This is a genomic window from Streptomyces sp. NPDC051020 (assembly GCF_040683105.1).
Classification (GTDB): Bacteria; Actinomycetota; Actinomycetes; order Streptomycetales; family Streptomycetaceae; genus Streptomyces.
On record NZ_JBFBCG010000073.1, the window covers coordinates 1 to 24,629 of the forward strand.

The 24,629-nt window shown below is 70.5% G+C and carries 24 protein-coding genes and 1 pseudogene; 8 read left to right on the forward strand and 17 right to left on the reverse strand.

What is annotated here, in order from left to right:
* Positions 1-141 precede the first annotated feature (141 nt).
* The 7 genes from AB0N06_RS29870 to AB0N06_RS29900 form a co-directional block, all read right to left on the reverse strand.
* The gene (locus AB0N06_RS29870; RefSeq protein WP_366137806.1) at positions 142-1,371 is read right to left on the reverse strand and encodes a hypothetical protein; all 1,230 of its coding nucleotides are present in this window, start codon (positions 1,369-1,371) and stop codon (positions 142-144) included.
* 65 nt (positions 1,372-1,436) lie between these two features.
* The gene (locus tag AB0N06_RS29875; protein WP_366137807.1) at positions 1,437-2,012 is read right to left on the reverse strand and encodes a SigE family RNA polymerase sigma factor; all 576 of its coding nucleotides are present in this window, start codon (positions 2,010-2,012) and stop codon (positions 1,437-1,439) included.
* A gap of 358 nt (positions 2,013-2,370) precedes the next feature.
* Positions 2,371-3,435, reverse strand: a complete 1,065-nt coding sequence (locus AB0N06_RS29880) for an aspartate-semialdehyde dehydrogenase (protein ID WP_366137808.1) — start codon at positions 3,433-3,435, stop codon at positions 2,371-2,373.
* On the reverse strand, positions 3,432-4,703 hold the full coding sequence (locus tag AB0N06_RS29885; protein WP_366137809.1) for an aspartate kinase: 1,272 nt from the start codon (positions 4,701-4,703) through the stop codon (positions 3,432-3,434). The genes AB0N06_RS29880 and AB0N06_RS29885 overlap by 4 nt, the downstream gene beginning before the upstream one ends.
* Before the next feature lie 406 nt (positions 4,704-5,109).
* Positions 5,110-5,769: a DUF5063 domain-containing protein gene (locus AB0N06_RS29890; RefSeq protein ID WP_366137810.1), complete on the reverse strand. Its 660-nt coding sequence runs from the start codon at positions 5,767-5,769 to the stop codon at positions 5,110-5,112.
* A 134-nt stretch (positions 5,770-5,903) separates the two neighbouring features.
* The gene (gene recR, locus AB0N06_RS29895) at positions 5,904-6,503 is read right to left on the reverse strand and encodes a recombination mediator RecR (protein WP_366137811.1); all 600 of its coding nucleotides are present in this window, start codon (positions 6,501-6,503) and stop codon (positions 5,904-5,906) included.
* Positions 6,504-6,585: 82 nt separating this feature from the next.
* Positions 6,586-6,921: a YbaB/EbfC family nucleoid-associated protein gene (locus tag AB0N06_RS29900; RefSeq protein ID WP_366137812.1), complete on the reverse strand. Its 336-nt coding sequence runs from the start codon at positions 6,919-6,921 to the stop codon at positions 6,586-6,588.
* A gap of 359 nt (positions 6,922-7,280) precedes the next feature.
* Between AB0N06_RS29900 and AB0N06_RS29905 the strand changes: the two genes are divergently transcribed.
* Positions 7,281-8,186 carry an SLATT domain-containing protein gene (locus AB0N06_RS29905; RefSeq protein ID WP_366137813.1) on the forward strand — a complete coding sequence of 302 codons (906 nt, stop codon included), beginning with the start codon at positions 7,281-7,283 and terminating at the stop codon, positions 8,184-8,186.
* Positions 8,187-8,247: 61 nt separating this feature from the next.
* Here the strand turns inward: AB0N06_RS29905 and AB0N06_RS29910 are convergent, their stop codons facing one another.
* The 3 genes from AB0N06_RS29910 to AB0N06_RS29920 form a co-directional block, all read right to left on the reverse strand.
* On the reverse strand, positions 8,248-8,898 hold the full coding sequence (locus tag AB0N06_RS29910) for a hypothetical protein (RefSeq protein ID WP_366137814.1): 651 nt from the start codon (positions 8,896-8,898) through the stop codon (positions 8,248-8,250).
* A 124-nt stretch (positions 8,899-9,022) separates the two neighbouring features.
* Positions 9,023-9,742: a GntR family transcriptional regulator gene (locus AB0N06_RS29915; RefSeq protein WP_366137815.1), complete on the reverse strand. Its 720-nt coding sequence runs from the start codon at positions 9,740-9,742 to the stop codon at positions 9,023-9,025.
* Positions 9,743-9,855: 113 nt separating this feature from the next.
* Positions 9,856-11,238 (reverse strand): aspartate aminotransferase family protein, encoded by a 1,383-nt coding sequence (locus tag AB0N06_RS29920; protein ID WP_366137816.1) that lies wholly within the window; start codon positions 11,236-11,238, stop codon positions 9,856-9,858.
* Between the two features lie 104 nt (positions 11,239-11,342).
* Between AB0N06_RS29920 and AB0N06_RS29925 the strand changes: the two are divergent.
* A pseudogene (locus tag AB0N06_RS29925) lies at positions 11,343-11,549 on the forward strand (MarR family transcriptional regulator); the annotation flags it as partial.
* Between the two features lie 157 nt (positions 11,550-11,706).
* A complete protein-coding gene (locus AB0N06_RS29930; RefSeq protein WP_366137817.1) occupies positions 11,707-13,557 on the forward strand; it encodes a serine/threonine-protein kinase in 1,851 nt (616 codons plus the stop codon).
* A gap of 5 nt (positions 13,558-13,562) precedes the next feature.
* On the opposite strand, the gene AB0N06_RS29935 is transcribed toward AB0N06_RS29930, so the two are convergent.
* The 4 genes from AB0N06_RS29935 to AB0N06_RS29950 form a co-directional block, all read right to left on the reverse strand.
* Positions 13,563-13,691 (reverse strand): hypothetical protein, encoded by a 129-nt coding sequence (locus AB0N06_RS29935; protein ID WP_366137842.1) that lies wholly within the window; start codon positions 13,689-13,691, stop codon positions 13,563-13,565.
* A gap of 94 nt (positions 13,692-13,785) precedes the next feature.
* A complete protein-coding gene (locus AB0N06_RS29940) occupies positions 13,786-14,187 on the reverse strand; it encodes a hypothetical protein (protein ID WP_366137818.1) in 402 nt (133 codons plus the stop codon).
* A complete protein-coding gene (locus AB0N06_RS29945; protein WP_366137820.1) occupies positions 14,184-14,447 on the reverse strand; it encodes a hypothetical protein in 264 nt (87 codons plus the stop codon). The genes AB0N06_RS29940 and AB0N06_RS29945 overlap by 4 nt, the downstream gene beginning before the upstream one ends.
* 102 nt (positions 14,448-14,549) lie before the next feature.
* A complete protein-coding gene (locus AB0N06_RS29950; protein WP_366137822.1) occupies positions 14,550-15,446 on the reverse strand; it encodes a hypothetical protein in 897 nt (298 codons plus the stop codon).
* Positions 15,447-16,031: 585 nt separating this feature from the next.
* Here AB0N06_RS29950 and dnaN point away from each other — a divergent pair.
* Positions 16,032-17,150: a DNA polymerase III subunit beta gene (gene dnaN / locus AB0N06_RS29955; RefSeq protein WP_366137823.1), complete on the forward strand. Its 1,119-nt coding sequence runs from the start codon at positions 16,032-16,034 to the stop codon at positions 17,148-17,150.
* A gap of 67 nt (positions 17,151-17,217) precedes the next feature.
* Here the strand turns inward: dnaN and AB0N06_RS29960 are convergent, their stop codons facing one another.
* Positions 17,218-18,501 (reverse strand): adenylosuccinate synthase, encoded by a 1,284-nt coding sequence (locus AB0N06_RS29960; RefSeq protein WP_366137824.1) that lies wholly within the window; start codon positions 18,499-18,501, stop codon positions 17,218-17,220.
* 186 nt (positions 18,502-18,687) lie between these two features.
* Between AB0N06_RS29960 and AB0N06_RS29965 the strand changes: the two genes are divergently transcribed.
* Together AB0N06_RS29965 and AB0N06_RS29970 are read left to right on the forward strand one after the other, a co-directional pair.
* Entirely contained in the window at positions 18,688-19,554 is an 867-nt protein-coding gene (locus AB0N06_RS29965; RefSeq protein WP_366137825.1) for a diacylglycerol kinase, read from the forward strand.
* Positions 19,555-19,683: 129 nt separating this feature from the next.
* On the forward strand, positions 19,684-19,956 hold the full coding sequence (locus AB0N06_RS29970) for a DUF1876 domain-containing protein (protein ID WP_366137826.1): 273 nt from the start codon (positions 19,684-19,686) through the stop codon (positions 19,954-19,956).
* A gap of 105 nt (positions 19,957-20,061) precedes the next feature.
* Here AB0N06_RS29970 and AB0N06_RS29975 read toward each other — a convergent pair whose 3' ends face one another.
* The gene (locus tag AB0N06_RS29975; protein WP_366137827.1) at positions 20,062-20,601 is read right to left on the reverse strand and encodes a MarR family transcriptional regulator; all 540 of its coding nucleotides are present in this window, start codon (positions 20,599-20,601) and stop codon (positions 20,062-20,064) included.
* 113 nt (positions 20,602-20,714) lie between these two features.
* Between AB0N06_RS29975 and AB0N06_RS29980 the strand changes: the two genes are divergently transcribed.
* Positions 20,715-21,629: an ABC transporter ATP-binding protein gene (locus tag AB0N06_RS29980; RefSeq protein ID WP_366137828.1), complete on the forward strand. Its 915-nt coding sequence runs from the start codon at positions 20,715-20,717 to the stop codon at positions 21,627-21,629.
* On the forward strand, positions 21,626-23,248 hold the full coding sequence (locus tag AB0N06_RS29985) for an ABC transporter permease (protein ID WP_366137830.1): 1,623 nt from the start codon (positions 21,626-21,628) through the stop codon (positions 23,246-23,248). Before AB0N06_RS29980 ends, AB0N06_RS29985 begins: the two co-directional genes overlap by 4 nt.
* 123 nt (positions 23,249-23,371) lie before the next feature.
* On the opposite strand, the gene AB0N06_RS29990 is transcribed toward AB0N06_RS29985, so the two are convergent.
* Positions 23,372-24,601, reverse strand: coding sequence for a cytochrome P450 (locus tag AB0N06_RS29990; RefSeq protein ID WP_366137831.1), 1,230 nt, complete (start codon positions 24,599-24,601; stop codon positions 23,372-23,374).
* Positions 24,602-24,629 lie beyond the last annotated feature (28 nt).

Sequence of the window (24,629 nt, forward strand, 5' to 3'; positions counted from 1 at the left end):
GCTGCGGGACCGAGCGCACAGCGCGGCGAACAGTGGTCCTTCGCCAGAAGGCCCATGCACGGTCGTCTTTGCCGACGGTACCGCAGGGGTCTTTGCCGCCGGTTTCCACCGGCGGACCCCCTCACGTATGCGCCGTCGTCGCTACGCCGACGGGGCGATGACGCCCGTCCGGTAGATCGTGCCCGCACAGGCGTTGGGGATCCTCGCCGCCGCGACCGGCGAACCGGGCTCCGGAGTGTGCGTCACGGCGACGCTGCCCTCCAGCGTTCCGCCGCCGTCCGCGCCACCGAGCTGCGGCTCCGTCTGCGACGTCCCTTCACTGGTGCCGCCGCTGGTACCCGCGGCGCCGTCGGTCGGTGTCGGGGTCGGCGAGCTGCCGGCAGTCGGGCAGGTGTCCTTCGGTACCCAGGCGAACTGGACCTCGTACGTCATGGACGGCTTCAGCAGCACCGTGCCCGCCTCCTGCGACGGGTCGGGCAGTCCGGCCGCCGGGTCGCCCGTGGTGTGCTGGACGACATCGATCCTGGCCGGGTCGGCCGCGCCCGTCGTCTCGAAGCCCACGGTGCCGCTGCTGGTCACCGTGCAGTCCGTGCCGGAGATGTTGGAGATACGGAACGTGCCGTACACCGTGCCGTCGGCACCGGCCGCGCCCGCCTGGGCGGAGGCGACACCGAGCTGCCCCGGGTCGCAGACCGGCGTCGTAGCCGCCTTGGTGTCGGAAGGGTCGGCGCCTGCGCCCGACGCGCTGCCGTCGGTGCCCGTACTGCCACTGCCCGAGGGGCTGCTGGTGCTGTCGGGGTGGCCGTTGGAGCCGTTGTTGTGTCCGTCGGGGCTGCCGCCTTGGCTCTTCTCGTCGGCAGCCGAACCGGAATCGGCGCCGTTGCCACCCTGGGCCTGCTCGCCGTGTCCGGCGATGGCCGGGTTGGCGGTGTCCGGGCCGGTGGAGCGGGCGACATGGACGAACGCGGGGACCGCGGTGCCGATGAGCAGCGCCGCCGCCGCCATGCCGACGACGGCCTGCCGCCGCCGGGCGCGCCGGGCGGGAACGGCACGCCGCAGGTGGTCGAGGGCCCCGTCGGTGGGTGCGAGGTCCTGGACGGCGCCGTGGAACATGCGGCGCAGTGCGAACTCGTCCAGGTCGGGGCCGGAGCCGCCGGCTGCGTCGGAACCGTCGGGGTCCGTGCCGAAGAGCTCCGACAGACCTCCGAACCGGGCCGTTTCGGCGGGATCGTCGCCCCCGCCCTGTGCCGCCTGCGCGCCTGCCGCGCCCGTCACGGATGCGGCGGCCTCCGTGGTGGCGTCCGCGTCCGACAGCGGGTCCCGAGGCCCGTTCGGCTGCGCGTTCGAGCTGTTCTCCGGCCCGTGGTTCACAATTCCGTTTCCAGTCCGGTCAATCCCACGCTCATGCGTGCGTTCCTGCCTGCGCTCGCGCCAGTTCATGCCTGGGCCTCCATCACGACGCGAAGCGCCGCGATACCGCGCGAGCCGTACGCCTTGACCGAACCCAGCGATATCCCCAGCGTGTCGGCCACCTGAGCCTCGGTCATGTCCGCGAAGTAGCGCAGCACCAGTACCTCTCGCTGGCGCCGTTGCAGCCCCCGCATCGCTTTGATCAGCGCGTCCCGCTCCAGCTGGTCGTACGCGCCCTCCTCGGCGCTCGCCATGTCGGGCATCGGCTTGGAGAGCAGCTTCAGCCCGAGGATGCGGCGGCGCAGTGCGGAGCGCGACAGGTTGACGACCGTCTGGCGCAGGTACGCGAGTGTCTTCTCGGGCTCACGTACCCGGCTGCGCGCCGAGTGCACGCGGATGAACGCCTCCTGCACCACGTCTTCACATGAGGCGGTGTCGTCCAGCAGCAGGGCCGCGAGGCCGAGCAGCGAACGATAGTGGGCGCGGTAGGTCTCGGTGAGGTGGTCAACGGTGGTTCCGGCTGCCACGCTGCGCTCAGCGCCCTCGCGCTGCGACGGGAGCTGGGCGGGGCGCGCAGCGGGCATGGGCGCAATCACCGGCATACCGCCGGGTGCGCGGGGCCTCCGGAGCGGACGCACTGAAGCGCCCCGCAACGGGCCCACCACTGTGATGTCGAGAACCTCTGCCACGCCTGTTGGACACGTTTCCCCCCGTCAGGGTTGTACGCGTACGGCACCATGTTTGGCACTGTGCGACATGCCCTCATACGTACCTGCTCTTCCCCGAATGCCACGATTTCGCGCCCCGCCGCGCAAGAAGTGACCGCAGAGACGCGCGCTCCCCGGCCGCCGGTTCCAGCACACCAAAGGTCATCGTCGGGCACCGCAAGGTCCCAGCTCAAGAGGTTCTGACCAGCTACTTGCTCACAGGTGGTCCACAGAGCGTACAGAAACGGTCGGATCAGGTCCGGGGAAATTCTGCGGCCACCGCTTCGGCGATCTGAGCCACGTTCAGCGCCGCTCCCTTGCGGAGGTTGTCGCCGCAGACGAACAGCTCCAGGGCGCGCGGATCGTCCAGTGACCGCCGTACCCGGCCCACCCAGGCCGGGTCGGTGCCCACGACATCGGAGGGCGTCGGAAAGTCGCCGGATGCCGGGCTGTCGTAGAGGACGACGCCCGGCGCGGTCGCCAGGATCTCGTGCGCCCGGTCGACCGCGACCTCGTTCTCGAAGCGGGCGTGCACGGACATGGAGTGTGTCGCGATGACGGGCACGTACACACAGGTCGCCGCGACCCGCAGGCTCGGCAGGTCCAGGATCTTGCGGCATTCGTCGCGGATCGCCAGTTCCTCGGACGACCAGCCGTCCCCGGCGTCGGTCCCGGCCCACGGCACGACGTTGAGCGCCACCGGCGCGGCGAACGGCGAGTCCTCGGTGTCCCCGAGGGCGCGGCGTACGTCCCCGGGCTTGGTGCCCAGTTCCGTGCCCGCGACCATCGACAGCTGTTCGCGCAGCGCCACGACGCCGTCGCGGCCCGCGCCGCTCACTGCCTGGTACGAGGAGACGACGAGCTCCCTCAGCCCGAATTCGGCATGCAGCGCACCGACGGCGACGATCAGCGACAGCGTGGTGCAGTTGGGGCTCGCAATGATGCCGCGCGGCCTGATCCGTGCGGCATGGGGGTTGATCTCGGGCACCACCAGCGGCACGTCCGTGTCCAGCCGGTACGCCGCCGAGTCGTCGATGACGACGACACCCTTGGACGCGGCGATCGGTGCCCAGCGTGCCGACACGTCGTCGGGCACCAGGAAGAGGGCCACGTCCACGTCGTCGAACACGTCCTCGGTGAGTTCGAGGACTTCGGTCTCCTCACCACGTACGACCAGCTTGCGGCCGGCCGAGCGCGGCGAGGCGATCAGCGTCACATCGCCCCAGACGTCCGCGTGCTGCGAAAGGATCTGGAGCATGACGCCGCCGATCGCCCCGGTCGCTCCGACGACCGCGAGCGAAGGGCGGCGGGGTGTCATCGGCCGGTGCCCCCGTAGACGACGGCCTCGTCGGAGTCGCTGTCGAGGCCGAAGGCTGTGTGCACGGCGCGCACGGCCTCGATGACGTCGTCGGCGCGGGTGACCACCGAGATGCGGATCTCGGACGTCGAGATCAGCTCGATGTTCACGCCGGCGTCGGACAGCGCCTCGAAGAAGGCCGCGGTGACCCCGGGGTTCGTCTTCATACCCGCGCCGACCAGGGAGATCTTCGCGATCTGGTCGTCGTAGCGCAGCGACTCGAAGCCGATCGTGCCGCGGTTGCGCTCCAGGGCGTCGATGGCCTTGCGGCCCTCGGCCTTCGGCAGCGTGAACGAGATGTCGGTCAGACCGGTCGACGCGGCGGAGACGTTCTGCACCACCATGTCGATGTTGATTTCCGCGTTCGCGATGGTGCGGAAGATCGCTGCGGCCTCGCCCGGCTTGTCGGGCACGCCGACGACCGTGATCTTGGCCTCGGAGACGTCATGGGCGACTCCGGAGATGATCGCGTGCTCCATCTTCTGGTCCCCTTGCGGCTCGTTGCTGACCCAGGTGCCGCGCAGTCCGGAGAAGGACGAGCGGACGTGGATCGGGATGTTGTAGCGGCGTGCGTACTCCACGCACCGGTGCAGCAGCACCTTGGAGCCGGACGCGGCCAGCTCCAGCATGTCCTCGAAGGAGATCCAGTCGATCTTCCGGGCCTTCTTCACGACCCGCGGGTCGGCGGTGAAGACACCGTCCACATCGGTGTAGATCTCACATACCTCGGCGTCCAGCGCGGCCGCGAGTGCGACGGCGGTGGTGTCGGACCCGCCGCGGCCGAGGGTGGTGATGTTCTTGCCCTCCTGGCTCACCCCCTGGAACCCGGCGACGATGGCGATGTTGCCCTCGTCGATCGAGGTCCGGATACGGCCCGGCGTGACATCGATGATGCGCGCTTTGTTGTGGACCGAGTCGGTGATGACGCCGGCCTGGCTGCCCGTGAACGACTGGGCCTCGTGGCCCAGGTTTTTGATCGCCATCGCCAGCAGGGCCATGGAGATCCGCTCTCCGGCGGTCAGCAGCATGTCGAACTCACGCCCGGCAGGCATCGGTGACACCTGCTCGGCGAGATCGATCAACTCGTCCGTCGTGTCGCCCATCGCCGACACCACGACAACCACCTGGTTGCCGTTCCTCTTGGCATCGACGACTCGCTTGGCGACACGCTTGATGCCTTCGGCATCGGCTACGGAGGAGCCTCCGTACTTCTGCACGACAAGGCCCACGTGCGCTCCTCGCTCAGTCCGTTACTGCGGTCGACTCAGTTTAACGAGCAGCCCGGATTCGCCCCGTTGATATCGCATTGTGAGATGTCCCGCTCACCACGTGATCATCGGCGTGTCACCCGGACTGCCCGTACGGGTCTGCTGCCCAGTGATCCCGGCACCACGCCCGCATGTGGCTCAGCCCACACCGGGCAAGGTCCACGATCTCCGGGTCCGACCTCTCCAGAGTGAACCGCAACCCCACGGGCCGCCCCAGGAAAGTCCCCCGCCGCACGAGCCGCTCCGCACCCTCCCGCTGCTTCTCGCCCTCGTCTCCGTACCTCCTGCCGCCGCCCCGGCCCATGCGGGCGGCCGGTCTGCGCCGCGACGGGGGCCGGGCCCCACAGGGCCACTCCCGGCCGGACGGTTACTTCACCGGGCGCAGTCCGAGCGGTCCCGCGATCTCCTCGGCCATGACCCGCCCCGCCTCCTCGGCCAGGTCGTCGTCGACGGTCTCCGAGTCCGTGTCCAGTCCGTCCAGTTCCTGGAGGGGCTGGTTCAGGCGGATGTGGGCGACCAGGGACTGGAGGGCGCGCAGGGTGGCGGAGGCGGTGGAGCCCCAGTTGGAGAAGTAGGAGAACTGCCACCACCACAGCGCCTCGGTGGCACGGTCCTCTTCGTAATGGGCCAGGCCGTGACGCAGGTCCGTGATCAGGTCGGCCAGGTCGTCGGAGATGCGGGCCGGGACCGGGGCCTTGCGGGGCTCGTAGGGGTCGAAGACCTCGGAGTAGACGTCGATCGGTTCGAGAAGGGCCGCGAACCGCTCGCGCAGGCCGTCGGCGTCCGGTTCGGCACCCAGGTCCGGCTCGTAGCGCTCGTCGGGGAGGACATCCTCGTACGCGCCGAGCCGGCCGCCCGCGAGGAGCAGCTGGGAGACCTGGAGGAGCAGGGTCGGGACGGCCTGCTCCGGCTCGTCGACCTTGGAAACCTCGGTGACCGCGACGATGAACGTCTTGATCTGGTCCGCGATCTGGACGGCGAAGTCGTCCGGGTTCTGCGTGACGGAATTCAGCGTGGCGTCAGACATCGAGGGGACCTCCCGTGGGCACGGTCGCGAACGGTGAGAAGAACATAGCGCCGCTCAACGTAAAGCCGCCGTGAGACGTCGAGGTTTCGTCCGCGAGGATCCCGGCCGTGGTGCAGGTGTCGTACGGGGTGGGGTCAGACATCCAGCAAGCGCCTCCCCTCGAAGGCGCGGCCCAGGGTGACCTCGTCCGCGTACTCCAGGTCGCCGCCCACCGGCAGCCCGCTGGCCAGCCGCGTCACCCGCAGCCCCATGGGCTTGATCATCCGCGCCAGGTAGGTCGCGGTGGCCTCGCCCTCCAGGTTGGGGTCGGTGGCCAGGATCAGCTCCGTGACCGAGCCGTCGGCGAGCCTCGCCAGCAGCTCGCGGATGCGCAGATCGTCCGGGCCGACGCCCTCGATCGGGCTGATCGCCCCGCCGAGCACGTGGTAGCGGCCGCGGAACTCACGGGTCCGCTCGATCGCCACCACGTCCTTCGGCTCCTCGACCACACAGATCACCGTCCGGTCGCGGCGTGCGTCGCGGCAGATCCCGCACTGCTCCTCCTGCGCGACATTGCCGCACACCGAGCAGAACCGGACCTTGTCCTTGACCTCCAGGAGGGCCTGGGCGAGACGGCGCACGTCGGTGGGCTCGGCCTGCAGGATGTGGAAAGCGATCCGCTGCGCGCTCTTGGGACCGACGCCGGGCAGCCTGCCCAGTTCGTCGATGAGGTCCTGGACCACGCCTTCGTACAACGGAACGCCTTCCTGAGCTGAGTGCCTCGACTGCTACTGCTGTCGTTGTCGTGGTACGTACGGTAGTTGCTGTGCGGGCGGATCAGAAGGGAAGCCCGGGCATGCCACCCAGCCCTTGGGCCAGCGGGCCCAGCTTCTGCTGCTGAAGCGCCTGCGCGTTCTCGGTCGCCGCCTGGACTGCGGCGACGACGAGGTCCGCGAGCGTCTCGGTGTCCTCCGGGTCGACCGCCTCGGGGTCGATCACGAGGCCGCGGAGCTCGCCGGAGCCGGTGACGGTCGCCTTCACCAGACCGCCACCCGCCTGACCGTCGACCTCGGTCCTGGCCAGCTCCTCCTGGGCCTGGGCGAGGTCCTGCTGCATCTTCTGGGCCTGCTGCAGCAGCTGCTGCATATTGGGCTGGCCACCACCGGGAATCACGGTCACTCCTGGCATATCGACGACAAATGTTTCGGTATGCCGAGCCTACGTGGTCACCGGGAACCGCGCCCCACCCACTGTCGAGCAACCCTTTCGGGTGAAATCCGATCAACCACAGCAAGACTCCTATACCTGATCACAGGGCATGCACACCCGGGAATACCGCGATTTCGGCCCCACGGCCCACCATTCGGCGGTAGGAAGGGCATGCATATCAATACGCACACGCGCGTCGTCCGTCACGCAGGGTTACGCAAGCGGGACAGGCGGCCACGCCGAAAGTCCGCCCGTCGTCGCCTGCACGTGTCCCATACGCGCGTGCGAAACGTCGAAATCGCAGAGTGCAGAGGAGTGCCCCGGTGAGTCAGCCGGAGATGCAGCCCGAGAGGGCGCCCCGCAACGAGTCCGGCGCGCCCGGTTCGGCCGTTCCGCCGGGCTCGGGCCCGGGCTCCGGGCCGGGCTCGGCCTCCGGGCCGGGCTCGGCCTCCGGGCCGGGCTCGGCCTCCGGGCCGGGCTCGGCCTCCGGGCCGGGCTCGGCCTCCGGGCCGGGCTCGGAGCCGCGCTCCGGCTTCCGTGCGCGGGGCCGGGATCTGACCGGACAGCCGTTCCCGCTCGGCGACTGGGGCGAACCCGCGGAACGCCTCGACGAGCTGTACCGCTGGGTCGAGGCCGAGGCGCTGCGCACCGCCGGCTGGTATCTGAACGACCGGGTGGGGAAGCGGCTCGGCGCCAGGGCGCTGCGGATCGGCACGGCGGCCGGGGCGGTCGCGGGCGCGGCGCTGCCGCTGCTCGATCTGACGGGCGCGCTGCACGGGGCGGCCGGCTGGGGCTATCTCTCGCTGCTGCTGGGAGCCGCCTGCATGGCCTGCGACCGGTACTTCGGCCTGACCTCCGGCTGGATAAGGAACCTCGCCACGGCGCAGGCCGTGCAGCGACGGCTTCAGGTGTTGCAGTTCGACTGGGCGTCGGAGTGCGTACGGGAGGTGCTCGGGCCGACCGAGGGGACGGCGAGCGAGGCGGCCGAGCGGTGCCTGGGGGTGCTGCGGCGATTCTCGGAGGACATCACGGATCTCGTACGGTCCGAGACCGCGGACTGGATGGTGGAATTCCGGGCCGGGCCTGCGCCGATGGGGATGCAGGCACTGGTCTCGGGGAGCGGGATCGGCGGGCGTACGGAGCCGGGGGCGGCGCAGGGGCGGTTCCCGATGCAGTCGGTGACCCGGCCGAACATGCCGCGGCAGCGACCACCGGAGTCACCCCGGTGACGGTGGTCCCGGCGGGCGGTGACTCCGGTGGGCGGTGACCTCGGCGGTCCGGGCCGCCGCGTCAGCTGAAGATGATCATGGAGCCTTGGGCGAGGCTGCGGGTCGCCGCCGCGTGCAGGCCCAGCCAGACGTGCCGCTCCCGGGCGAACGGACTGTCGTCGTACGGAATCGGGCTCGCCGGCTCCTCCAGCGAGGTCGGCGCGATGGGCGGCAGCGGGGCGGCCGGGGGGTTCACCGGGTCGATGCCGATGGACGGAGCGACGTACTCCAGCTCCCGCAGCAGCCCGTGCGCCGAGCCGAGCGGGCCGCCGCCCTCCAGCAGTTGGTCGCTGGAGAGCGGGGAGGGGAAGTCCACGGGGACGTACGCCCCCGCATGGTCGTAGTGCCAGACCAGGTGGGATTGTCGCGCCGTCGACTCGAACATTTCCAGCAACTGCTCGTAGTCGCCGCCCAGTTCGTCGACCGGCGCGACGGCGAGACCGCTCAGCTGCAGCAGATAGGCGCGGCGCAGGAAGTGCAGTGCGTCGTAGTCGAAGGCCGCGACCGGGGCCACATCGCCGGTCAGACCCGGCATGTAGGCGTAGACGGGTACGGCCGGGAGTCCGGCCTCGCCCAGCGCGTTGTCGTAGACGGCTATCTCTTCGGCGAACGGGTTGTCGGGGCTTTGGCACAGCACATCGACGAGGGGGACCAGCCACAGGTCACAGGCCACGAAGTCTCGCTCTCCCACAGGATCTCGCGCGGTTCGCGCGACGGTCGGGACAGCGTAATGCGAGGGGGCCGCCGCGCACAGTGGTCCTTCATGTCCGGCTGCGGAACACCTCGCTGCCGGACCGTCAGCCGCCGTGCCCCGGATGCGGCGGGTCACCGGCCGCGAGCCGCTCCGCCCAGCTCAGCGCGTGGGCGTTGTGGCCGTCGATCACCGCGCGCACCGCGTCGCGGTCCCCGAGCGTGATCGCCGCGACCAGGTCCGGGTGGCCGCTCCAGAGCCAGTCGCACACATCCCCGTCGCTGCGGAGGTACGGCACGGCGAACACCCAGGCCTGGATGCGCAGCCGGTGCAGGAAGTCGGTGATGTACGTGTTGCCGACGAACGCGCCCAGCTCACGCCAGAAGCGCAGGTCGTACCCGATGAGGATGTCGAGATCACCGCCCCGCGCCGCCCGCGCGGCCTCCTCGGCGCGACGGCGCACGGAGACCAACGCGTCGCGGCACTTCGCGGGCTGCGCACCCTTCGGGCGGACCGGCCCGTCGAAGATGCTGCGGATGACTCCGTCGACGACCAGGGTGCGGGCCTCGACGATCGCCCGGTAGTCAGCCACGGTGAACTCGTACACCCGGAACCCGCGGTGCTGGTCGGATTCGAGCAGGCCCTGCGCGGAGAGATCGAAGAGCGCCTCGCGGACGGGCGTCGCGGAGACCCCGTACTGCTCGGCGATCTGCTTGACGGTGAACTCCCGCCCCTGCTGCAAACGCCCGGCGAGCACCTCGTCACGCAGCGCGTCCGCGATCTGCTGCCGCAGCGTACTGCGGGTCACAGTTCCACTCGCGCGCATGGCGACCCTCCCTTTTCGGCTTTGGGTCACCTTAAGCCAGGGCCGGTGTGCCCGGATCCGGGCACGGGGGAGGGACGCCGTGCGAACAGCCCGCGAAATGCGGGCGGAGCGTGTCAGACGGTGTGCTCGTCCGCGACGGACAGGGCCACGTCCAGAGCCGCCAGACCCTCCCTGGCCTCGGCCTCCGTGACGTTGCAGGCCGGAACGGCGTGGGTACGGTTCATGTTGATGAAGGGCCACAGGCCGTTCTTCTTGCAGGCCGCGCCGAACGCCGCCATCGGCGCATTGGCCTCACCGGCGGCGTTGTACGGGACCAGCGGCTCCCGGGTCTCCTTGTTGCGGACCAGGTCCAGCGCCCAGAACGCGCCGAGACCGCGCACCTCGCCGACCGACGGGTGGCGCTCGGCGAGCTCACGCAGGCCGGGGCCGAGGACGGTCTCGCCGATGCGGGCGGCATTCTCGACGACCTTCTCGTCCTCCATGACGCCGATGGTGGCGACGGCCGCGGCGCAGGCCAGCGGGTGGCCGGAGTACGTAAGTCCGCCCGGGTAGGGGCGGGTCTCGAAGGTGGCGGCGATCTCCGCGGAGATCGCGACACCGCCGAGCGGTACGTAACCGGAGTTGACGCCCTTGGCGAAGGTCATCAGGTCGGGCGTGACGTCGAAGTGCTCGGCGGCGAACCACGTGCCGGTGCGCCCGAAGCCGGCCATCACCTCGTCGAGGATGAAGACGATGCCGTACCGGTCACAGATCTCGCGGACGCCCGCGAGGTAGCCGGGCGGCGGCGTCATGATGCCCGCCGTGCCGGGGATCGTCTCCAGGATGATCGCGGCGATGGTCGCGGGCCCCTCGAAGGCGAGGGTGTCCTCCAGGTGCTGGAGGGCGCGGGCGCACTCCTCGGCCTCGGTCTCGGCGTAGAACGGCGAGCGGTAGAGGAACGGCGCCCAGAACCGTACGACACCTGCGGAGCCGTTGTCGGACGGCCAGCGGCGCGGGTCCCCGGTCAGGTTGATCGCGGTGGAGGTCGCGCCGTGGTACGAGCGGTAGGCGGAGAGCACCTTCGTACGGCCGGTGTGCAGCCGGGCCATCCGGACGGCGTTCTCGACGGCCTCGGCGCCGCCGTTGGTGAAGAAGATCTTGTCCAGGTCGCCGGGGGTCCGCTCGGCGATGAGGCGTGCGGCCTCGGAGCGGGCCTCGATCGCGAACGCGGGAGCGAAGGTGGCGAGCTTGCCCGCCTGCTCCTGGATCGCGGCGACGACGGTGGGGTGCTGATAGCCGATGTTGGTGTAAACGAGGCCGCTGGTGAAGTCCAGGTAGCGGTTGCCGTCGTAGTCCCAGAAGTACGCGCCCTCGGCGCCGGCGACGGCGAGCGGGTCGATCAGGCCCTGGGCGGACCAGGAGTGGAACACGTGCGCACGGTCGGCGGCCTTCACGGCCGCACCGGCCGCGGAGTCGACTTGCGGAGTGTGGGAGGCATGGGAGGCATGAGGGGTCATGCGGCGAGCGTAGGTCGTGCGGTGAGCGGCTCGACATGGCCAACCTGTATGGCCTGGGGCGGTTTGGTGGGCAGGGTGTCGGGTCGGCACACGGGTACATGCTTGCCCACCGGCGCGCGAAGCTGCTGCGTCCCACCGAGGAGGGGCGGGCGGCGGTGTCCCGGATCGGCCCCGGCCACGCGGAGGTCGCCGCACGACTGGCGCAGGAGCTGGGCGCGGAGGGCTTCACGGAGACGGTGCGGGTGCTGGGACGGCTGTCGGCCGCAGTCGACGCGGTGACCGGCGCACAACCCGTCCCGCCCAGCGCGTGAACCCCATCCTGTCCAGCAGCTGAACCCGGCCCGTCCGGCCCTCGAGGGCGGAACCGGCAGCGGGCGAAACCGACGCCCGGCCGGACTGCTGGGGCATGACGTGCGCCGCTATTCTCGACCCGTCCGTCGTGTCGCCGTACGGGGGAGGTCGCACACCGTGGAAAAGCTCAGGCCCACCGACCCGCAACGCATCGGCGCGTACCGCCTGCTGGGGCGGCTCGGCGCGGGCGGCATGGGGCAGGTCTATCTGGCCCGGTCCGATCGGGGCCGTACCGTCGCGATCAAGCTGGTACGCCAGGAGCTCGCCGAGCAGCAGGAGTTCCGCGACCGGTTCCGCCAGGAGGTGCGGGCGGCACGCCAGGTCGGCTCGACGTGGACGGCCCCCGTGCTGGACGCCGACACCGAGGCTGCCGTGCCATGGGTCGCGACCGGATACGTCGCCGGGCCGTCCCTCCAGGTCACCGTCTCCGGGCGCGCGGGCGCACCGGTGGGACCGGCCTCGGGGGCCTTCGGTCCGCTGCCCGAGCGTTCGGTCCACATCCTGGGTGCGGGGCTGACCCGCGCGCTCCAGGCCATCCACTCCGCCGGGCTCATCCACCGCGACCTCAAGCCGTCCAACATTCTGCTGACGATCGACGGTCCGCGGGTCATCGACTTCGGCATAGCCCGGGCACTGGACACCGCCACCGACGGGGGTCTGACCCGCACCGGGGCGCTGGTCGGTTCGCCCGGTTTCATGGCGCCCGAGCAGGTGCGGGGCGAGCGGGTGACCGCGGCGTGCGATGTGTTCTGCCTCGGCTCGGTGCTGGCGTACGCGGCGACGGGCAGGCTTCCGTTCGGCGGGGCGGACAACGAGGTCCATGTGCTGATGTTCCGGATCGCGCAGGAGGACCCGGACCTGACCGGCGTCCCGGTGGATCTGGTCGACCTCGTCCGGGACTGCCTCCTCAAGGACCCGGCCGCCAGGCCGACGACGGACGCGATCCTGGAACGGCTGGCGGAGGACGAGCCCGCCGAACCATGGCTGCCGGGCGCGCTCCTCGCCCAGCTGGGCCGTCACGCGGTGGAGTTGCTGGACTCGGAGGACCCGGAGGAGGAGCCGGAACAGCCTGCGGAACCGGCTGACCCGCCCGGTCCAAAGGACGCGGTGCCCGCGGCGGCGCAGCCGCCCGCCCCGCGGCCGCCCGCCCCGCAGCCTCCGGCCCCGCAAGCACCCGGCGGGGTCCATGCGATACCCACGGCGATCGGCACCTCAACCCCCATACCGAGCCCTGTCCCCGCGCACGGCTACCCGCAGTTGCCCACCCAGCCGCACCCCGGTCAGGGACAGCCGTACGGCTACGGATATCCGCAGCACCAGCAGCCACCACAGCACCCCGGCTTCGGCTCCACACCTCCGTACGGCCCCCTCTATCCCGCCTCCGCCCCACAGCCCGAACCGGTACGCCGCAGGGCAGTTTCAACCGCCGCCCTCATCGTGGTCGCCGTGCTCGTCGCGATCGGCGCGGGCGGTTCGGTGTACGCGCTCATGAGCGACGACGGCACGAAGTCCAGCGCGCCCCCGAGCAGTTCGCCCAGTCCGTCCACGTCCGACGAACCGGCCGAGGAGCCGTCGGACTCCCCCTCCGACGAGGAGAAGGACGGCGACGGCTCCATCCCCGAGGGCTACCTCGGCACCTGGTCCGGCAGCATCGACAACTCCGCCGGTCACTCCAGCCGCGAACTCGTCATCCGGCAGGGCAAGGCCGGCCGGAGCGTCCTCACCCTCACCGCGGAGGGTCCGATCGACACCGGCGGCACCTACCGCTGCGTCTTCCAGGCGGACCTGACCGACGAGCCGTCCCCCGACGGACCGATCCACATCGGCCCCTCCACGATCACGCTCGGCGAACCCATGACGTCCTGCACCCCCGGCAAGGCCACCACACTGACCCTGCTCCCGGACGGCACCCTGCGCCGCGAGAACCCGGACACCGGCGAGAAGGTCACGTACACGAAAACCGGCTGAAGGATTCAGCCCAGCACCGCTCCGGCCGCGTTGAGCAGCAGCAGCGTACGGACGAACCTGCCGGGCGCCGTCGGCGGAAAGCGCCACGCCAGCGGCCAGGTCCGCCCGGTCAGCGCCGGGACCGGTACGGACACGGCAGTCGCTGGAACGCTGCTGGGCGGTGACTGGCAGCGGTGACGGGGCGCGGGCAGGACCGGGTGTATCCGGACCTGCGTGCCTTCATCCCGGTCAGCGCTTGTCAGGCAGCCGAATAGTCCTGACAAGCGGCATGTCCGCGTACAACTCGGGGGTTGCCGTCACCACAGGGCGCCCGTCCGGCCAGTCCAGCGTCGGCCGCGAGAGATGGATCGCGTGGCCCAGATGCCACTCGACACCATCGCGAATCAGCGCACCCACCGCAGAAGCACCGGCGAAGTCCAACTCCACGATCTCGGCGGCCGGCAGCGCGCCGACATGATCAGCCAGCCCCTTCCTCGTACCGTCCGCGGCTGCCAGGCAGAGCGTCGGTACATAGACGTGCCGAGTCGGTCCGTGCGCGGTATTGATCACGAGCTGCGAGGCAAGCCGATTGCCTGCTCCGAGCGCGACGAGGGCGGACCCGTCATAGATCACCGCCGTCGCCCCGGTCACAGACTGTCCACCGGTCGGCCGGCTTCCAGGTCCTGCCAGACCTTCTCGGCCCTGTCGTGGTCATCGTCCGTGAGCGTCACACCGAAGTGCGTCTCGCAGTACGCCTTCGTCTCCTCGTACCGCTTCTGGAGTTCGGGCCGGGTCGGTGTCGCCCCGGCCAGTTCGGCGATCAAGTCACGCATGGTCAGGCCGCGCTCGCGGGCGAGAACCATGAGGCGGTCACGGACAGCGGGGTCAACCTTGACGGTGGTGTCGGCCATGACGAAAGTATACCGCCGGTATACCGTCTGGTGTGGGTCAAGCTGGAGGGTCATGTGGCGCTTCCTCTTGGGCTCACCCGGCCCTGTTCCGGGCCGGGAGTTCTAAGTGGCCGGAGCCTCGGCAAGAGCGCCCAGGGCGGCCCGGACCTTGGCCCGCCCCCGTTCGGCGGCGTCCCGGAACCGGGCGTGTGCGGGATTCACCGAGGGCGGCGCACAGACTCGGCAGGCCGCCGAGTCCACGACCGGCACGCCGCACTCCGGGCACTCGGCGCGGGGCGCGGGCGTCACAGGGGGTTCGGGCCGGACGGGCATCTTGCGGGTCAGCCGGTCGCCGATCAGGCCCGGCGCCGTCAGCACGGGCGTGGGCAGGCCACTGGTCAGTGCCTCCCGCACCTGGGCGTCGGTCGCCCCGGCCGCCCGCCACTCCTCGACCCGAGGCGCCAGCCGCACCGCCTCTGCGGTGCCGAGCGTGAGGCGGGAGTCACGGCGGCCGAGCGAGAGCAGCAGTTCCGTGGCGGACCTGAGCTGTTCGGGCACGGAGAGGCGAGGCAGCCGCCGGACGCTTCTGCGCGCCCTCGATTCCTCACGCGCCGGGGAGGGAGGTTCTTGTTCCCCCGTCTTTTCTCCCCTGGGGAGCGGGCCCGCACCACCGTCGTCCGATTCACCGGAGGCCTGATTTCGGCCAACTTCTTCCGGGGGCGCGACATGCGGGGTATCGAACACTTCGTACACCGTCCGCAGCTCACCCGACGCCGGGTCCCGGCGGAGCAGCCGACGCAGATAGCCGGAGTCCTCCAGCTCACGCAGGGCGTCGGCGATGCGCGTACGCCCCTCCTTGCGCTGTTCGGCGAGCGCCCGGATCGAGGCACGGGCGCCGTTCGGGAGGCTGAGGAGGTACACCAGCACGCCTGCGGCGCACCACGAGATGGAGCGGTCACGCAGAAGTGCGTTGCCGAAAGTGGAGAAGGAACGCGTCGGCGTTGTACGGTAAATGCGCATCCGGAGCTTCTACTCCTGGTGTCGAGCCCCCGGGTGTTGCTGCACCGCGGGGGCATTCTCATGTCTGACGTTCTGCCGCGAATGTAATGCCACACACCGTCACCGGAGCAAATGCCAAAAGCGTTGGCCAGAGCCGCAGTTGGGGACAGCGGAGCGTCCTCTCCATACCGCCTCCGACCTGCCGTTTTTCACTTCAGGTGCACTGCTTTTCAACGCCTGGAATTTTCTGCGATCACCGGATGAGTTCACCCCCGAGGGTGAAACTCACGCTGCGTCGGTGACACCTGCAACGTCCAACACCCGGAAAGCCAGCCACAACCCGTACCGCGCACTGGGCGTGTGGAGCAGTGTGCGTTGAAGTGCCGCTCCGAGCCGGGTGAGGCGCTTGCGGGCGCCCGGCGCCCGGATTCCCAACGACGCGGCAGTCGGCGCCAGTTGGGCCTCGTACTCCAGCCAGGACCGGACCGTCGCCTGGGCCGCCGCGCCATTCCCGCGGAGCGGTTGCAGTTGCTGGGCCCTCGGTCGATTGTCAGTGGCACCCTCTAGCGTCGGACCCCATCCGGTCCGACGGAGAGAGGCCCCGCCATGGAGTTCCGCATTGATCGCAGCGCACTGACCGATGCCGTGGCCTGGGCGGCCCGGGTGCTGCCCACCCGGTCGCCCGTACCCGTGCTCGGTGGGCTGCTGTTGGATGCCGACGGCGAGGTGTTGCGGATCTCCGGCCTGGATTACGAGGCGTCCGCCTGCATCGAGGTGGAGGCGGAGACCGTACGGGCCGGGAAGGTCCTGGTCATGGGGCGACGGCTGCTCGATGTGTGCCGGGTGCTGCCCGAGAGTCCGGTGGTGTGCGCGGTGGAGGGTTCACGGTTCTCGGTGACCGGCGGCGGCGCCCGGTTCGGACTGTCCGTGCTGCCGCTCGACGACTATCCGGCGTTGCCGCCGCTGCCCGAGGTGCTCGGAGCGGTGGACTCCGAGGAGTTCGCCGCGGCCGTCGCCCATGTGACCGTGGCCGCGGGCCGGGACGACACGCTGCCGACCCTCACCGGGATCCGGCTGGGGCTCGACGGCGACACGATGACGCTGGCGGCCACGGACCGGTACCGCTTCGCGGTGCGCACGCTCGGATGGAAACCGGAGACGGCGGACGTCACGGCCGATGTGGTGGTGTCGGCCCGGCGGCTGACCGAGATCGCCCGCTCCTTCGGCCGCTCCGGCATGGTCCGCGTCGCACTGGACGCCGGGTCGGCCGGCTTCGAACTCGCCGGGACGCGGACCACGGTCCGCCTCCTGGACGGCCGGCTCCCCCGCCACGACAAGCTGTTCACGATGGCGGACCCGACGACCGCGGTCACGGACCGGGCGCCCCTGGTCGAGGCCGTCAAGCGCGTCGCGGTGGTCGCGGACGGCGACAGCCCGCTCCATCTGACCTTCTCCGACGGCTCGGTGCTGCTTCAGGCGGGGTACGAGGACGATGTCGCTTCCCAGCGACTGCCCGCAGCCCTGGAGGGCGCCGACGAGCTGACGGTCGCCTTCAACCCCTCGTACCTGATGGACGCCCTGACCTCGTTCGACGCGCCGGTCGTCCAGTTCCGCATGATGGGTCCCGGCCAGCGCGCCATGATCACCGGCGGGACGGCCGAGGACGAAACCGAGGGCGGCCCCACCCACCGGCATCTTCTGATGTCCGTGAAGCCGCTTATCTGACGGCCTGACACGCGCGGAGGGGGCCGGAGCGCAACAGCCGCTCCGGCCCCCTCCGCGTTGTCCCGTCCTACAGGAAGGAGTTGATCTCGATGGTCTCGGTACGGCCGGGGCCGACACCGATCGCGGAGATCGGGGCGCCGGACATGTCCTCCAGCGCCTTCACGTACGCCTGCGCGTTCTTCGGCAGGTCACCGAAGGTCTTGGCCTTCGTGATGTCCTCGGACCAGCCCGGCAGCATCTCGTAGACCGGCTTCGCGTGGTGGAAGTCGGTCTGGCTGTACGGGAGCTCCTCGACGCGCTTGCCGTCGATCTCGTACGCGACGCACACCGGGATCTGCTCCCAGCCGGTCAGCACGTCCAGCTTGGTGAGGAAGAAGTCGGTGAGACCGTTGACCCGGGTCGCGTACCGTGCGATCACCGCGTCGAACCAGCCGCAGCGGCGGTCGCGGCCGGTGGTGACACCGCGCTCGCCACCGATCCGGCGCAGCGCCTCGCCGTCCTCGTCGAGCAGCTCCGTCGGGAACGGACCGGCGCCGACGCGCGTGGTGTATGCCTTGAGGATGCCGATGACCCGGCTGATCTTCGTCGGACCCACACCGGAACCGGTGCAGGCGCCGCCCGAGGTCGGGTTCGACGAGGTGACGAAGGGGTACGTGCCGTGGTCGACGTCGAGCAGCGTGCCCTGACCGCCCTCGAAGAGGACGACCTTGCCCGCGTCGATGGCGTCGTTGAGGACCAGCGTCGTGTCCGCGACGTACGGCTTGATCTGCTCCGCGTACTGGAGCATCTCCTCGACGATCTTGCCGGACTCGATCGCACGGCGGTTGAAGACCTTGGCGAGGAGCTGGTTCTTCTGCTCCAGGGCCGCCTCGACCTTCTGCTCCAGGATCGACTCGTCGTACAGGTCCTGGACGCGGATGCCCACACGGTTGATCTTGTCGGCGTACGTCGGGCCGATACCGCGGCCGGTCGTGCCGATCTTCCGCTTCCCGAGGAACCGTTCCGTCACCTTGTCGACGGTGACGTTGTACGGAGTGATCAAATGAGCGTTGCCGCTGATCAGCAGCTTGGACGTGTCCACGCCGCGCTCGTTGAGCCCACTCAGCTCGGAGAGCAGGACCGCCGGGTCGACGACGACACCGTTACCGATGACCGGGGTACACCCCGGCGAAAGGATTCCGGAGGGGAGGAGATGAAGTGCGTACTTCTGGTCGCCGACGACCACCGTGTGGCCGGCATTGTTGCCGCCTTGGTAACGCACCACATAGTCCACGGATCCACCGAGGAGGTCGGTGGCCTTTCCCTTGCCCTCGTCACCCCACTGAGCACCGAGCAGCACAAGTGCGGGCACAGGCGTACACCCCTTCCGGGCGGGGCATGTCCAAGGTCAGGGGGCGTACGAAAACGCCGTACATGCCGTACGACGATGTACGACGAAGCCTGAACCGTCGAACCGGTTGCCCCGGAATAGACGAAGCCCCTGGCGCAATAGCGCAAGGGGCTCTTGCACCAAGATGCTACCCGAGGAAGGACCGAGGTGTCGGCTGCCCAGCCCCCCGGCAACGGTACGCACCAACTGCTGGTGGTCATCGACCCGGTCGCCCGCCGGACCGACGGCGAGTCCGTCCGGATCGCGAAGGACGTGCTGAGCGCCGGTTCGCACGCCAAGATCTGCCTCCCGGACAGTCCGGAGGAGTTCGCGCGGGCCCTGTCCCGCCGGGGTACCAGGCGGCCGGTGGTCGTCGGCGACGACCGGTCGCTGCTGCGCGCCGTGACCCTCCTGCACCGGGAGCGGGAGCTGGCCGGTGCAGCGCTCTCGCTGGTCCCGGTGGGTGCCGCGGCCGCGCTGGAACTCGCGCATTCGCTCGGCGTGCCCCTGGGCGCGGTGGCCGCGGCGCGCGCGGCACTGGACGGGGTGGTGCGCCGGCTCGACCTGATGGTCGACGACAGCGACGGTGTCGTCCTGGGCGCCCTGCGCATCCCCGCCCTGTCCGCGGTACCGGGGACGGCGGCGGCGCACACGGGCGTCACGGCGGTCTGGGACACCTGCCGCTCCCTCGTACGGGCCCTGGTCCGCCCCGCCCCGTCGCCCACCACGCCCGTCCCGCCCCGCACCCATCGGCTGCGGGTCGAGGTGGACGGGGTGCTGCTGAACGATCTGGACCGGCCGGTCGAATCGGTGACGGTGAGCCCGCAGGGCGGCGAGGGGGGCCTGGCGGACGTGGTGGTCCGGACGACGGCCGGCGAGCCGGTGACCGCGGAGGCGAAGGCGGTCACGGTCTCCGGCGCGGACTTCCGCTACCGGGCGGACATACAGGTCGGCGGCCCGGTCCGGACGAGGACGTGGACGGTGCGGGCGAGTGCGTGGGGACTGATGCTGCCGGTGGCGGCGGAGAGCGGATGATCCCCGCACCGGGGGCGCGCACCTGACGGTTCAGGGGACGTGTCGCACCTGCCGCGACCGGCCCCCGGCACACCGAGCGCGGGCGCGAAAAGAGGCGCACCCTGGTAGGAGGTCCTGGAGGTGTTCGCCATGATGAAAACCGCTGTCGGATGGCACATCGATCTGGAATTCGAGGAAGACAACCACCGCACCCGCGCCGCCGCCCTCGTACGGCTTCCTGACGGGAACGAGGTACGTGCGCACGGATACGCCAGCCGCCACCCCTCCGACACCCAGCAGCCGAGGGTCGGCGAGGAGATCGCGGGTGCCAGAGCACTGAATGAACTCGCCATGAACCTGCTGACCAAGGCGCACGACGAGATCGACGAGGCGTCCGGCCGGACGTCGCACCCGCTGACCTGAGCCCGTTCCGAGCCGAGGCCCAGGACCCAGTGTCCCGGGCCTCTTGTCCGAGGGCTGTCCCGTATTCCCCGGAGGGTGACGCCGCCTCCCATGTGCCGGCCGGTCTCAGCTCTTCCGTTCCGGGAGGTCGGACTTCTTGCGGCGGTCGCGCCAGCGGTCCATCATGTCGGCCAGTTCCGTCTGCAGGAACTCGAAGAACTCCGCAGTCTCCGCGAGCCGCGCACCGGCGGGCGTGTCCGGGCCGAGGGACTGTACGCCCTCCTTGAGGGTGTGCTCCCAGCGGGTCAGGACCCGGTCGCGGCTGGCGAAGGTGGCGTACCAGATCTCGTTGTGCAGGCGGTAGCGGTCCCTGCGCGAGCCCGGGTCGCGTTCGCGGCCGACCATGCTGACCTGCGTGAGGTAGTTGATCGCCCCGGAGACCGCGGCCGGGCTGATCTGAAGCTGCTCGCTGAGCTCCGCCGAGGTCATGGAGCCGTCGTCGTCCGCGAGCAGCGCCGCGAAGACGCGGGATGCCATCCGCTGCATGCCCGCCTCGGTCATCTCGGCCGCGAAGCGCTCCACGAACCGCGACACGGCCTCCTCGTCGCGCGCGTGCTCGGGCTCCGGCTCGCGCTCACGCCCGTCCGCGCCGGTTTCGCTGCTCATCGCCCCATCGTCTCCCCTGAAATTCCCGCGGGTTCCCCGGCCCCGGGCCCTACCTCGACTTTATACACTTCCTTAACTTCACAACTTTGTGAACGTAGCGTACGTTCAGAAACATGACGAAGGCAATCACCGTGGCCGGACTGCACAAGTCGTTCGGGCGGACTCACGCACTGGACGGCCTCGACCTCGTGGTCGAGACCGGCGAGGTTCACGGCTTCCTCGGGCCCAACGGTTCCGGGAAGTCCACCACCATCCGGGTCCTGCTGGGCCTGCTGCGGGCCGACTCCGGCGCTGCCCGGCTGCTCGGCCGGGACCCCTGGAACGACGCGGTCGAGCTGCACCGGCGGGTGGCATACGTCCCCGGTGACGTCACCCTGTGGCGCAACCTCTCGGGCGGCGAGGTGATCGACCTGTACGGCCGGCTGCGCGGAGGCCTCGACCCGGCCCGCCGGGCGGAGCTCATCGAGCGGTACGAACTCGACCCCACCAAGAAGGGGCGTACGTACTCCAAGGGCAACCGGCAGAAGGTCGCCCTCGTCGCCGCGTTCGCCTCCGACGTGGATCTGCTGATCCTCGACGAGCCGACCAGCGGACTCGACCCGCTCATGGAGGAGGTCTTCCAGAGCTGCGTCGCCGAGGAGCGCGAGCGCGGACGGACGATCCTGCTCTCCAGCCACATCCTCAGCGAGGTCGAGGCGCTCTGCGACCGGGTGAGCATCATCCGGCAGGGACGCACGGTGGAGAGCGGTTCCCTGGCGGACATGCGGCACCTGACCCGTACGAGCATCACCGCCGAACTGGCCGGCGCGCCCAACGGGCTCGCGCACCTGCCCGGCGTGCACAACATCGACATCCAGGGCATGCGGGTCACGCTCCAGGTCGACACGGACAAGCTCGGCGCCGTCCTCAGGTCGCTCACCGCGTCCGGCGTACGGTCGCTGACCAGCACCCCGCCCACGCTGGAGGAACTCTTCCTGCGGCACTACACCGCGGACACCGACGAACGCGCGGGGGTGACGGCGCGATGACTGCCGTAACCGTGCCCGCGACCCGTGCCGGACGCCCCACCTGGGGCGGGCAGCTCACCGGCACCGGAACCCTGCTCAGGCTCGCGCTGCGACGCGACCGGATCATGATGCCGATCTGGGTGATCGTGCTCGGCGGGTCGTTCTCCTCCGTCGGGAAGTCCTTCTCCTCGCTGTACGACACCGCGGCCCAGCGTGCCGAACTCGCCGCATCGATGAACGGCAACAGTTCGCTTCGCGCGGTGTACGGCCCCGTCTTCGACGACTCCGTCGGCGGGCTCGTCACCTGGCGCATGGCCGGCTTCGGCGCCGCGTTGGCAGCCGTGATGAGCCTGATCATCGTCATCCGGCACACCCGCGAGGAGGAGGAGTCCGGCCGCCAGGAAATGCTCTCCTCCGCCATGGTGGGGCGCCGCGCCCCGCTGACCTCCGCGCTCCTCGCCGCGTTCGTCGCCGACGCCGCGCTCGCCCTGATGATCGTCGCCGGGATGGCCGGGTCCGGGGCGGGCGGCGCCGGGGCGGTGGCGCTCGCGCTGACGGTCGCCGGAATCGGGGCGCTGTTCGCCTGCACCGCGGCGATCGCCGCCCAGCTCACGGAGAGCGCACGGCTCGCGAAGGGGCTGACGGCGGCGGTGATCGGCGCCGCGTTCGTCCTGAAGGCGGCGGGCGACTCGTCGACGGACGACGCCTCGTCCGTACTGAACTGGCTCTCGCCGATCGGCTGGGCGGAGAACGTCCGGGCCTACGCCGGCGAGCGGTGGTGGGTGCTGCTGGTGATCGGCGCGGCGGTGCTGATCCAGGGCGGGATCGCGTACATCCTGGCCGGGCGGCGCGATATCGGCATGAGCTTCCTGCCGACCCGTCCGGGACCCGCGACAGGGCGGATCTCCTCGGCGTTCGGGCTGGCACTGCGGCTGCAGCGCGGCACTCTGACCGGGTGGACGCTGTCGTTCGCCGCGGTCGGCGCCGTCTTCGGCGGGCTCACCAGCGGGGCGGCGGACCTCGTCGGCACCAACGAGAAGACGAAGGAAATCTTCGAGCGGATGGGCGGACAGGCCGGTCTGACCGACGCGTTCCTCGCCGCGATGGTCGGGATGCTGGGGATGGTGGCCGCGCTGTACGTCGTCGCGTCGGTGCTGCGGCTGCACGGCGAGGAAACCGCGGGGCGCGCCGAACCCGTGCTGGCGGGCGGGGTGAGCCGGATCGGCTGGGCGGCCGGACACCTGGTCGTCGCCTTCGGCGGCTCGGCACTGATCATGGCGGTCGGCGGCCTCGGCCTGGCCGCCGGCTACGGCCACGAGCTCCCGGCCGTACTGGGCGCGTCGCTGGCGCAGCTGCCCGCCGTCTGGCTGCTCGGAGGACTCGCCGTCCTGCTGTACGGCGCGCTCCCGAAGGCAGCGGTGGCCTCGTGGGGAGTCGTCGGGATCTGCCTGGCACTGGGGTGGATCGGGCCGGCGGTGAACATGCCGCAGCCGGTGATGAACCTGTCACCGTTCAGCCACCTGCCGAAACTGCCGGGCACGGAGATGCAGTGGCCGCCGGCACTGTGGCTCACGACGGGCGCGGTGGCCCTGGTGGCGGTAGGACTGGGAGCGCTCCGGAGGCGGGATGTGCAGGGGTGACACGGGTGACCGTTCCTGTCCCCGATCGCCGGACGGACGTGGTGTTCAAGCCCGTCCGGGATCGAGGACTCCGCCGGCCCGCAGCCGCCCTGCGGGCCGGGGCGCTGGGCGGAACGCTTCCGGTCACAGCTCCACGCGCAGCCCCTTCAGGCCCCTGATCACGTAGCCCGGGTTCCACTCCGGCTCGGCCGCCAGCCGCATCCGGGGCGCCCGGCGCAGCAACTCACCGAAGGAAGCAGCGAGTTCGACCCGGGCGAGTGGCGCGCCCAGACAGAAGTGGATGCCCGCGCCGAAGGTGATGTGCGGGTTCTCCTGCCGGGACAGGTCCAGCGTGTCCGGGTCCGCGAAGCGCGCCGGGTCGCGGTTGGCGGAGCCGAAGAGCAGGGCCACCTCGGAGCCGCGCGGAATGACCGTGCCGTCGATCTCGATGTCGTCGAGGACCCAGCGCTCGAACATCTGCAACGGAGTGTCGTACCGCATCAACTCCTCCACGGCCGTGGGCAGCAGCCCGTGGTCGGCACGGAGGGCCGCCAGCTGCTCGGGGTGACGCAGCAGCGTCCACCAGCCGTTCACGGTGGTGTTGACCGTCGCCTCGTGGCCCGCGTTCAGCAGCAGCACACACGTGGAGATCATCTCCTGCTCGCTGAGCCGCTCCCCTTCGTCGTGCGCGGCGATGAGCGCGGAGATCAGATCCGTACCGGGGTTCTTGCGGCGCTCCGCGATCAGCTCCCGCAGGTACGCGGAGAAGTCCACCGAGGCGCGGACGGCGGCGCTCGCCGTCTCCTCGGACGGGTTCAGTTCGAACATTCCGCAGATCGCCGCCGACCAGGGTCGCAACAGCCCGCGGTCGGACTCGGGGATGCCGAGCATCTCGGCGATGACGGCGACGGGCAGCGGTTCGGCGACCGCGGCGAGCAGGTCGCCGCCGCCCGCCTCCACGAAGCTGTCGACCAGCTCGGCGGCGAGCCGCCGCACCGTCGGGACGAGCTGCTCGACCGTGCGCGGGGTGAACGCCTTCGAGACCAGGCGCCGGATCCGGGTGTGGTCGGGGGCCTCCAGGTCGAGAATTCCCTGCCCGTTGAGGGTGGTGAAGGGCTCGTGCGCGGCAGGAGGCGGCGTACGGCCGAACTCCTCGTGCGTGAAGCGGTGCAGATACGTCCGGCCCAGGCGCCGGTCCCGCAGCAGCGCGGACACATCGGCGTAGTGCGGAACGAGCCACTGGTTCGTGGGCTCGAACCGGTGCACCCGGCCGCCGGCCCGCAGCGCGGCGTACGCGGGGTACGGGTCGGCGACGAACGCCGGTGACCAGGGGTCGAACGAAGCGGTGGCGGCGGGCTGCGGAGACTGGTGCATGAACCGACGCTATCCGGACCGGTCGGTT

Bases quoted from the DNA above. Each gene is read 5' to 3' on its own strand.
- AB0N06_RS29920 (WP_366137816.1), bottom strand. From the start codon at position 11,238: ATGACCCCTCATGCCTCCCATGCCTCCCACACTCCGCAAGTCGACTCC.
- AB0N06_RS29890 (WP_366137810.1), bottom strand. From the start codon at position 5,769: ATGTCTGACGCCACGCTGAATTCCGTCACGCAGAACCCGGACGACTTC.
- AB0N06_RS29945 (WP_366137820.1), bottom strand. From the start codon at position 14,447: ATGGCCGACACCACCGTCAAGGTTGACCCCGCTGTCCGTGACCGCCTC.
- AB0N06_RS29880 (WP_366137808.1), bottom strand. From the start codon at position 3,435: ATGACACCCCGCCGCCCTTCGCTCGCGGTCGTCGGAGCGACCGGGGCG.
- AB0N06_RS29915 (WP_366137815.1), bottom strand. From the start codon at position 9,742: ATGCGCGCGAGTGGAACTGTGACCCGCAGTACGCTGCGGCAGCAGATC.
- AB0N06_RS29875 (WP_366137807.1), bottom strand. From the start codon at position 2,012: ATGCCGGTGATTGCGCCCATGCCCGCTGCGCGCCCCGCCCAGCTCCCG.
- AB0N06_RS29980 (WP_366137828.1), top strand. From the start codon at position 20,715: ATGACGAAGGCAATCACCGTGGCCGGACTGCACAAGTCGTTCGGGCGG.
- AB0N06_RS29985 (WP_366137830.1), top strand. From the start codon at position 21,626: ATGACTGCCGTAACCGTGCCCGCGACCCGTGCCGGACGCCCCACCTGG.
- AB0N06_RS29970 (WP_366137826.1), top strand. From the start codon at position 19,684: ATGATGAAAACCGCTGTCGGATGGCACATCGATCTGGAATTCGAGGAA.
- AB0N06_RS29975 (WP_366137827.1), bottom strand. From the start codon at position 20,601: ATGAGCAGCGAAACCGGCGCGGACGGGCGTGAGCGCGAGCCGGAGCCC.
- AB0N06_RS29950 (WP_366137822.1), bottom strand. From the start codon at position 15,446: ATGCGCATTTACCGTACAACGCCGACGCGTTCCTTCTCCACTTTCGGC.
- AB0N06_RS29990 (WP_366137831.1), bottom strand. From the start codon at position 24,601: ATGCACCAGTCTCCGCAGCCCGCCGCCACCGCTTCGTTCGACCCCTGG.
- dnaN (WP_366137823.1), top strand. From the start codon at position 16,032: ATGGAGTTCCGCATTGATCGCAGCGCACTGACCGATGCCGTGGCCTGG.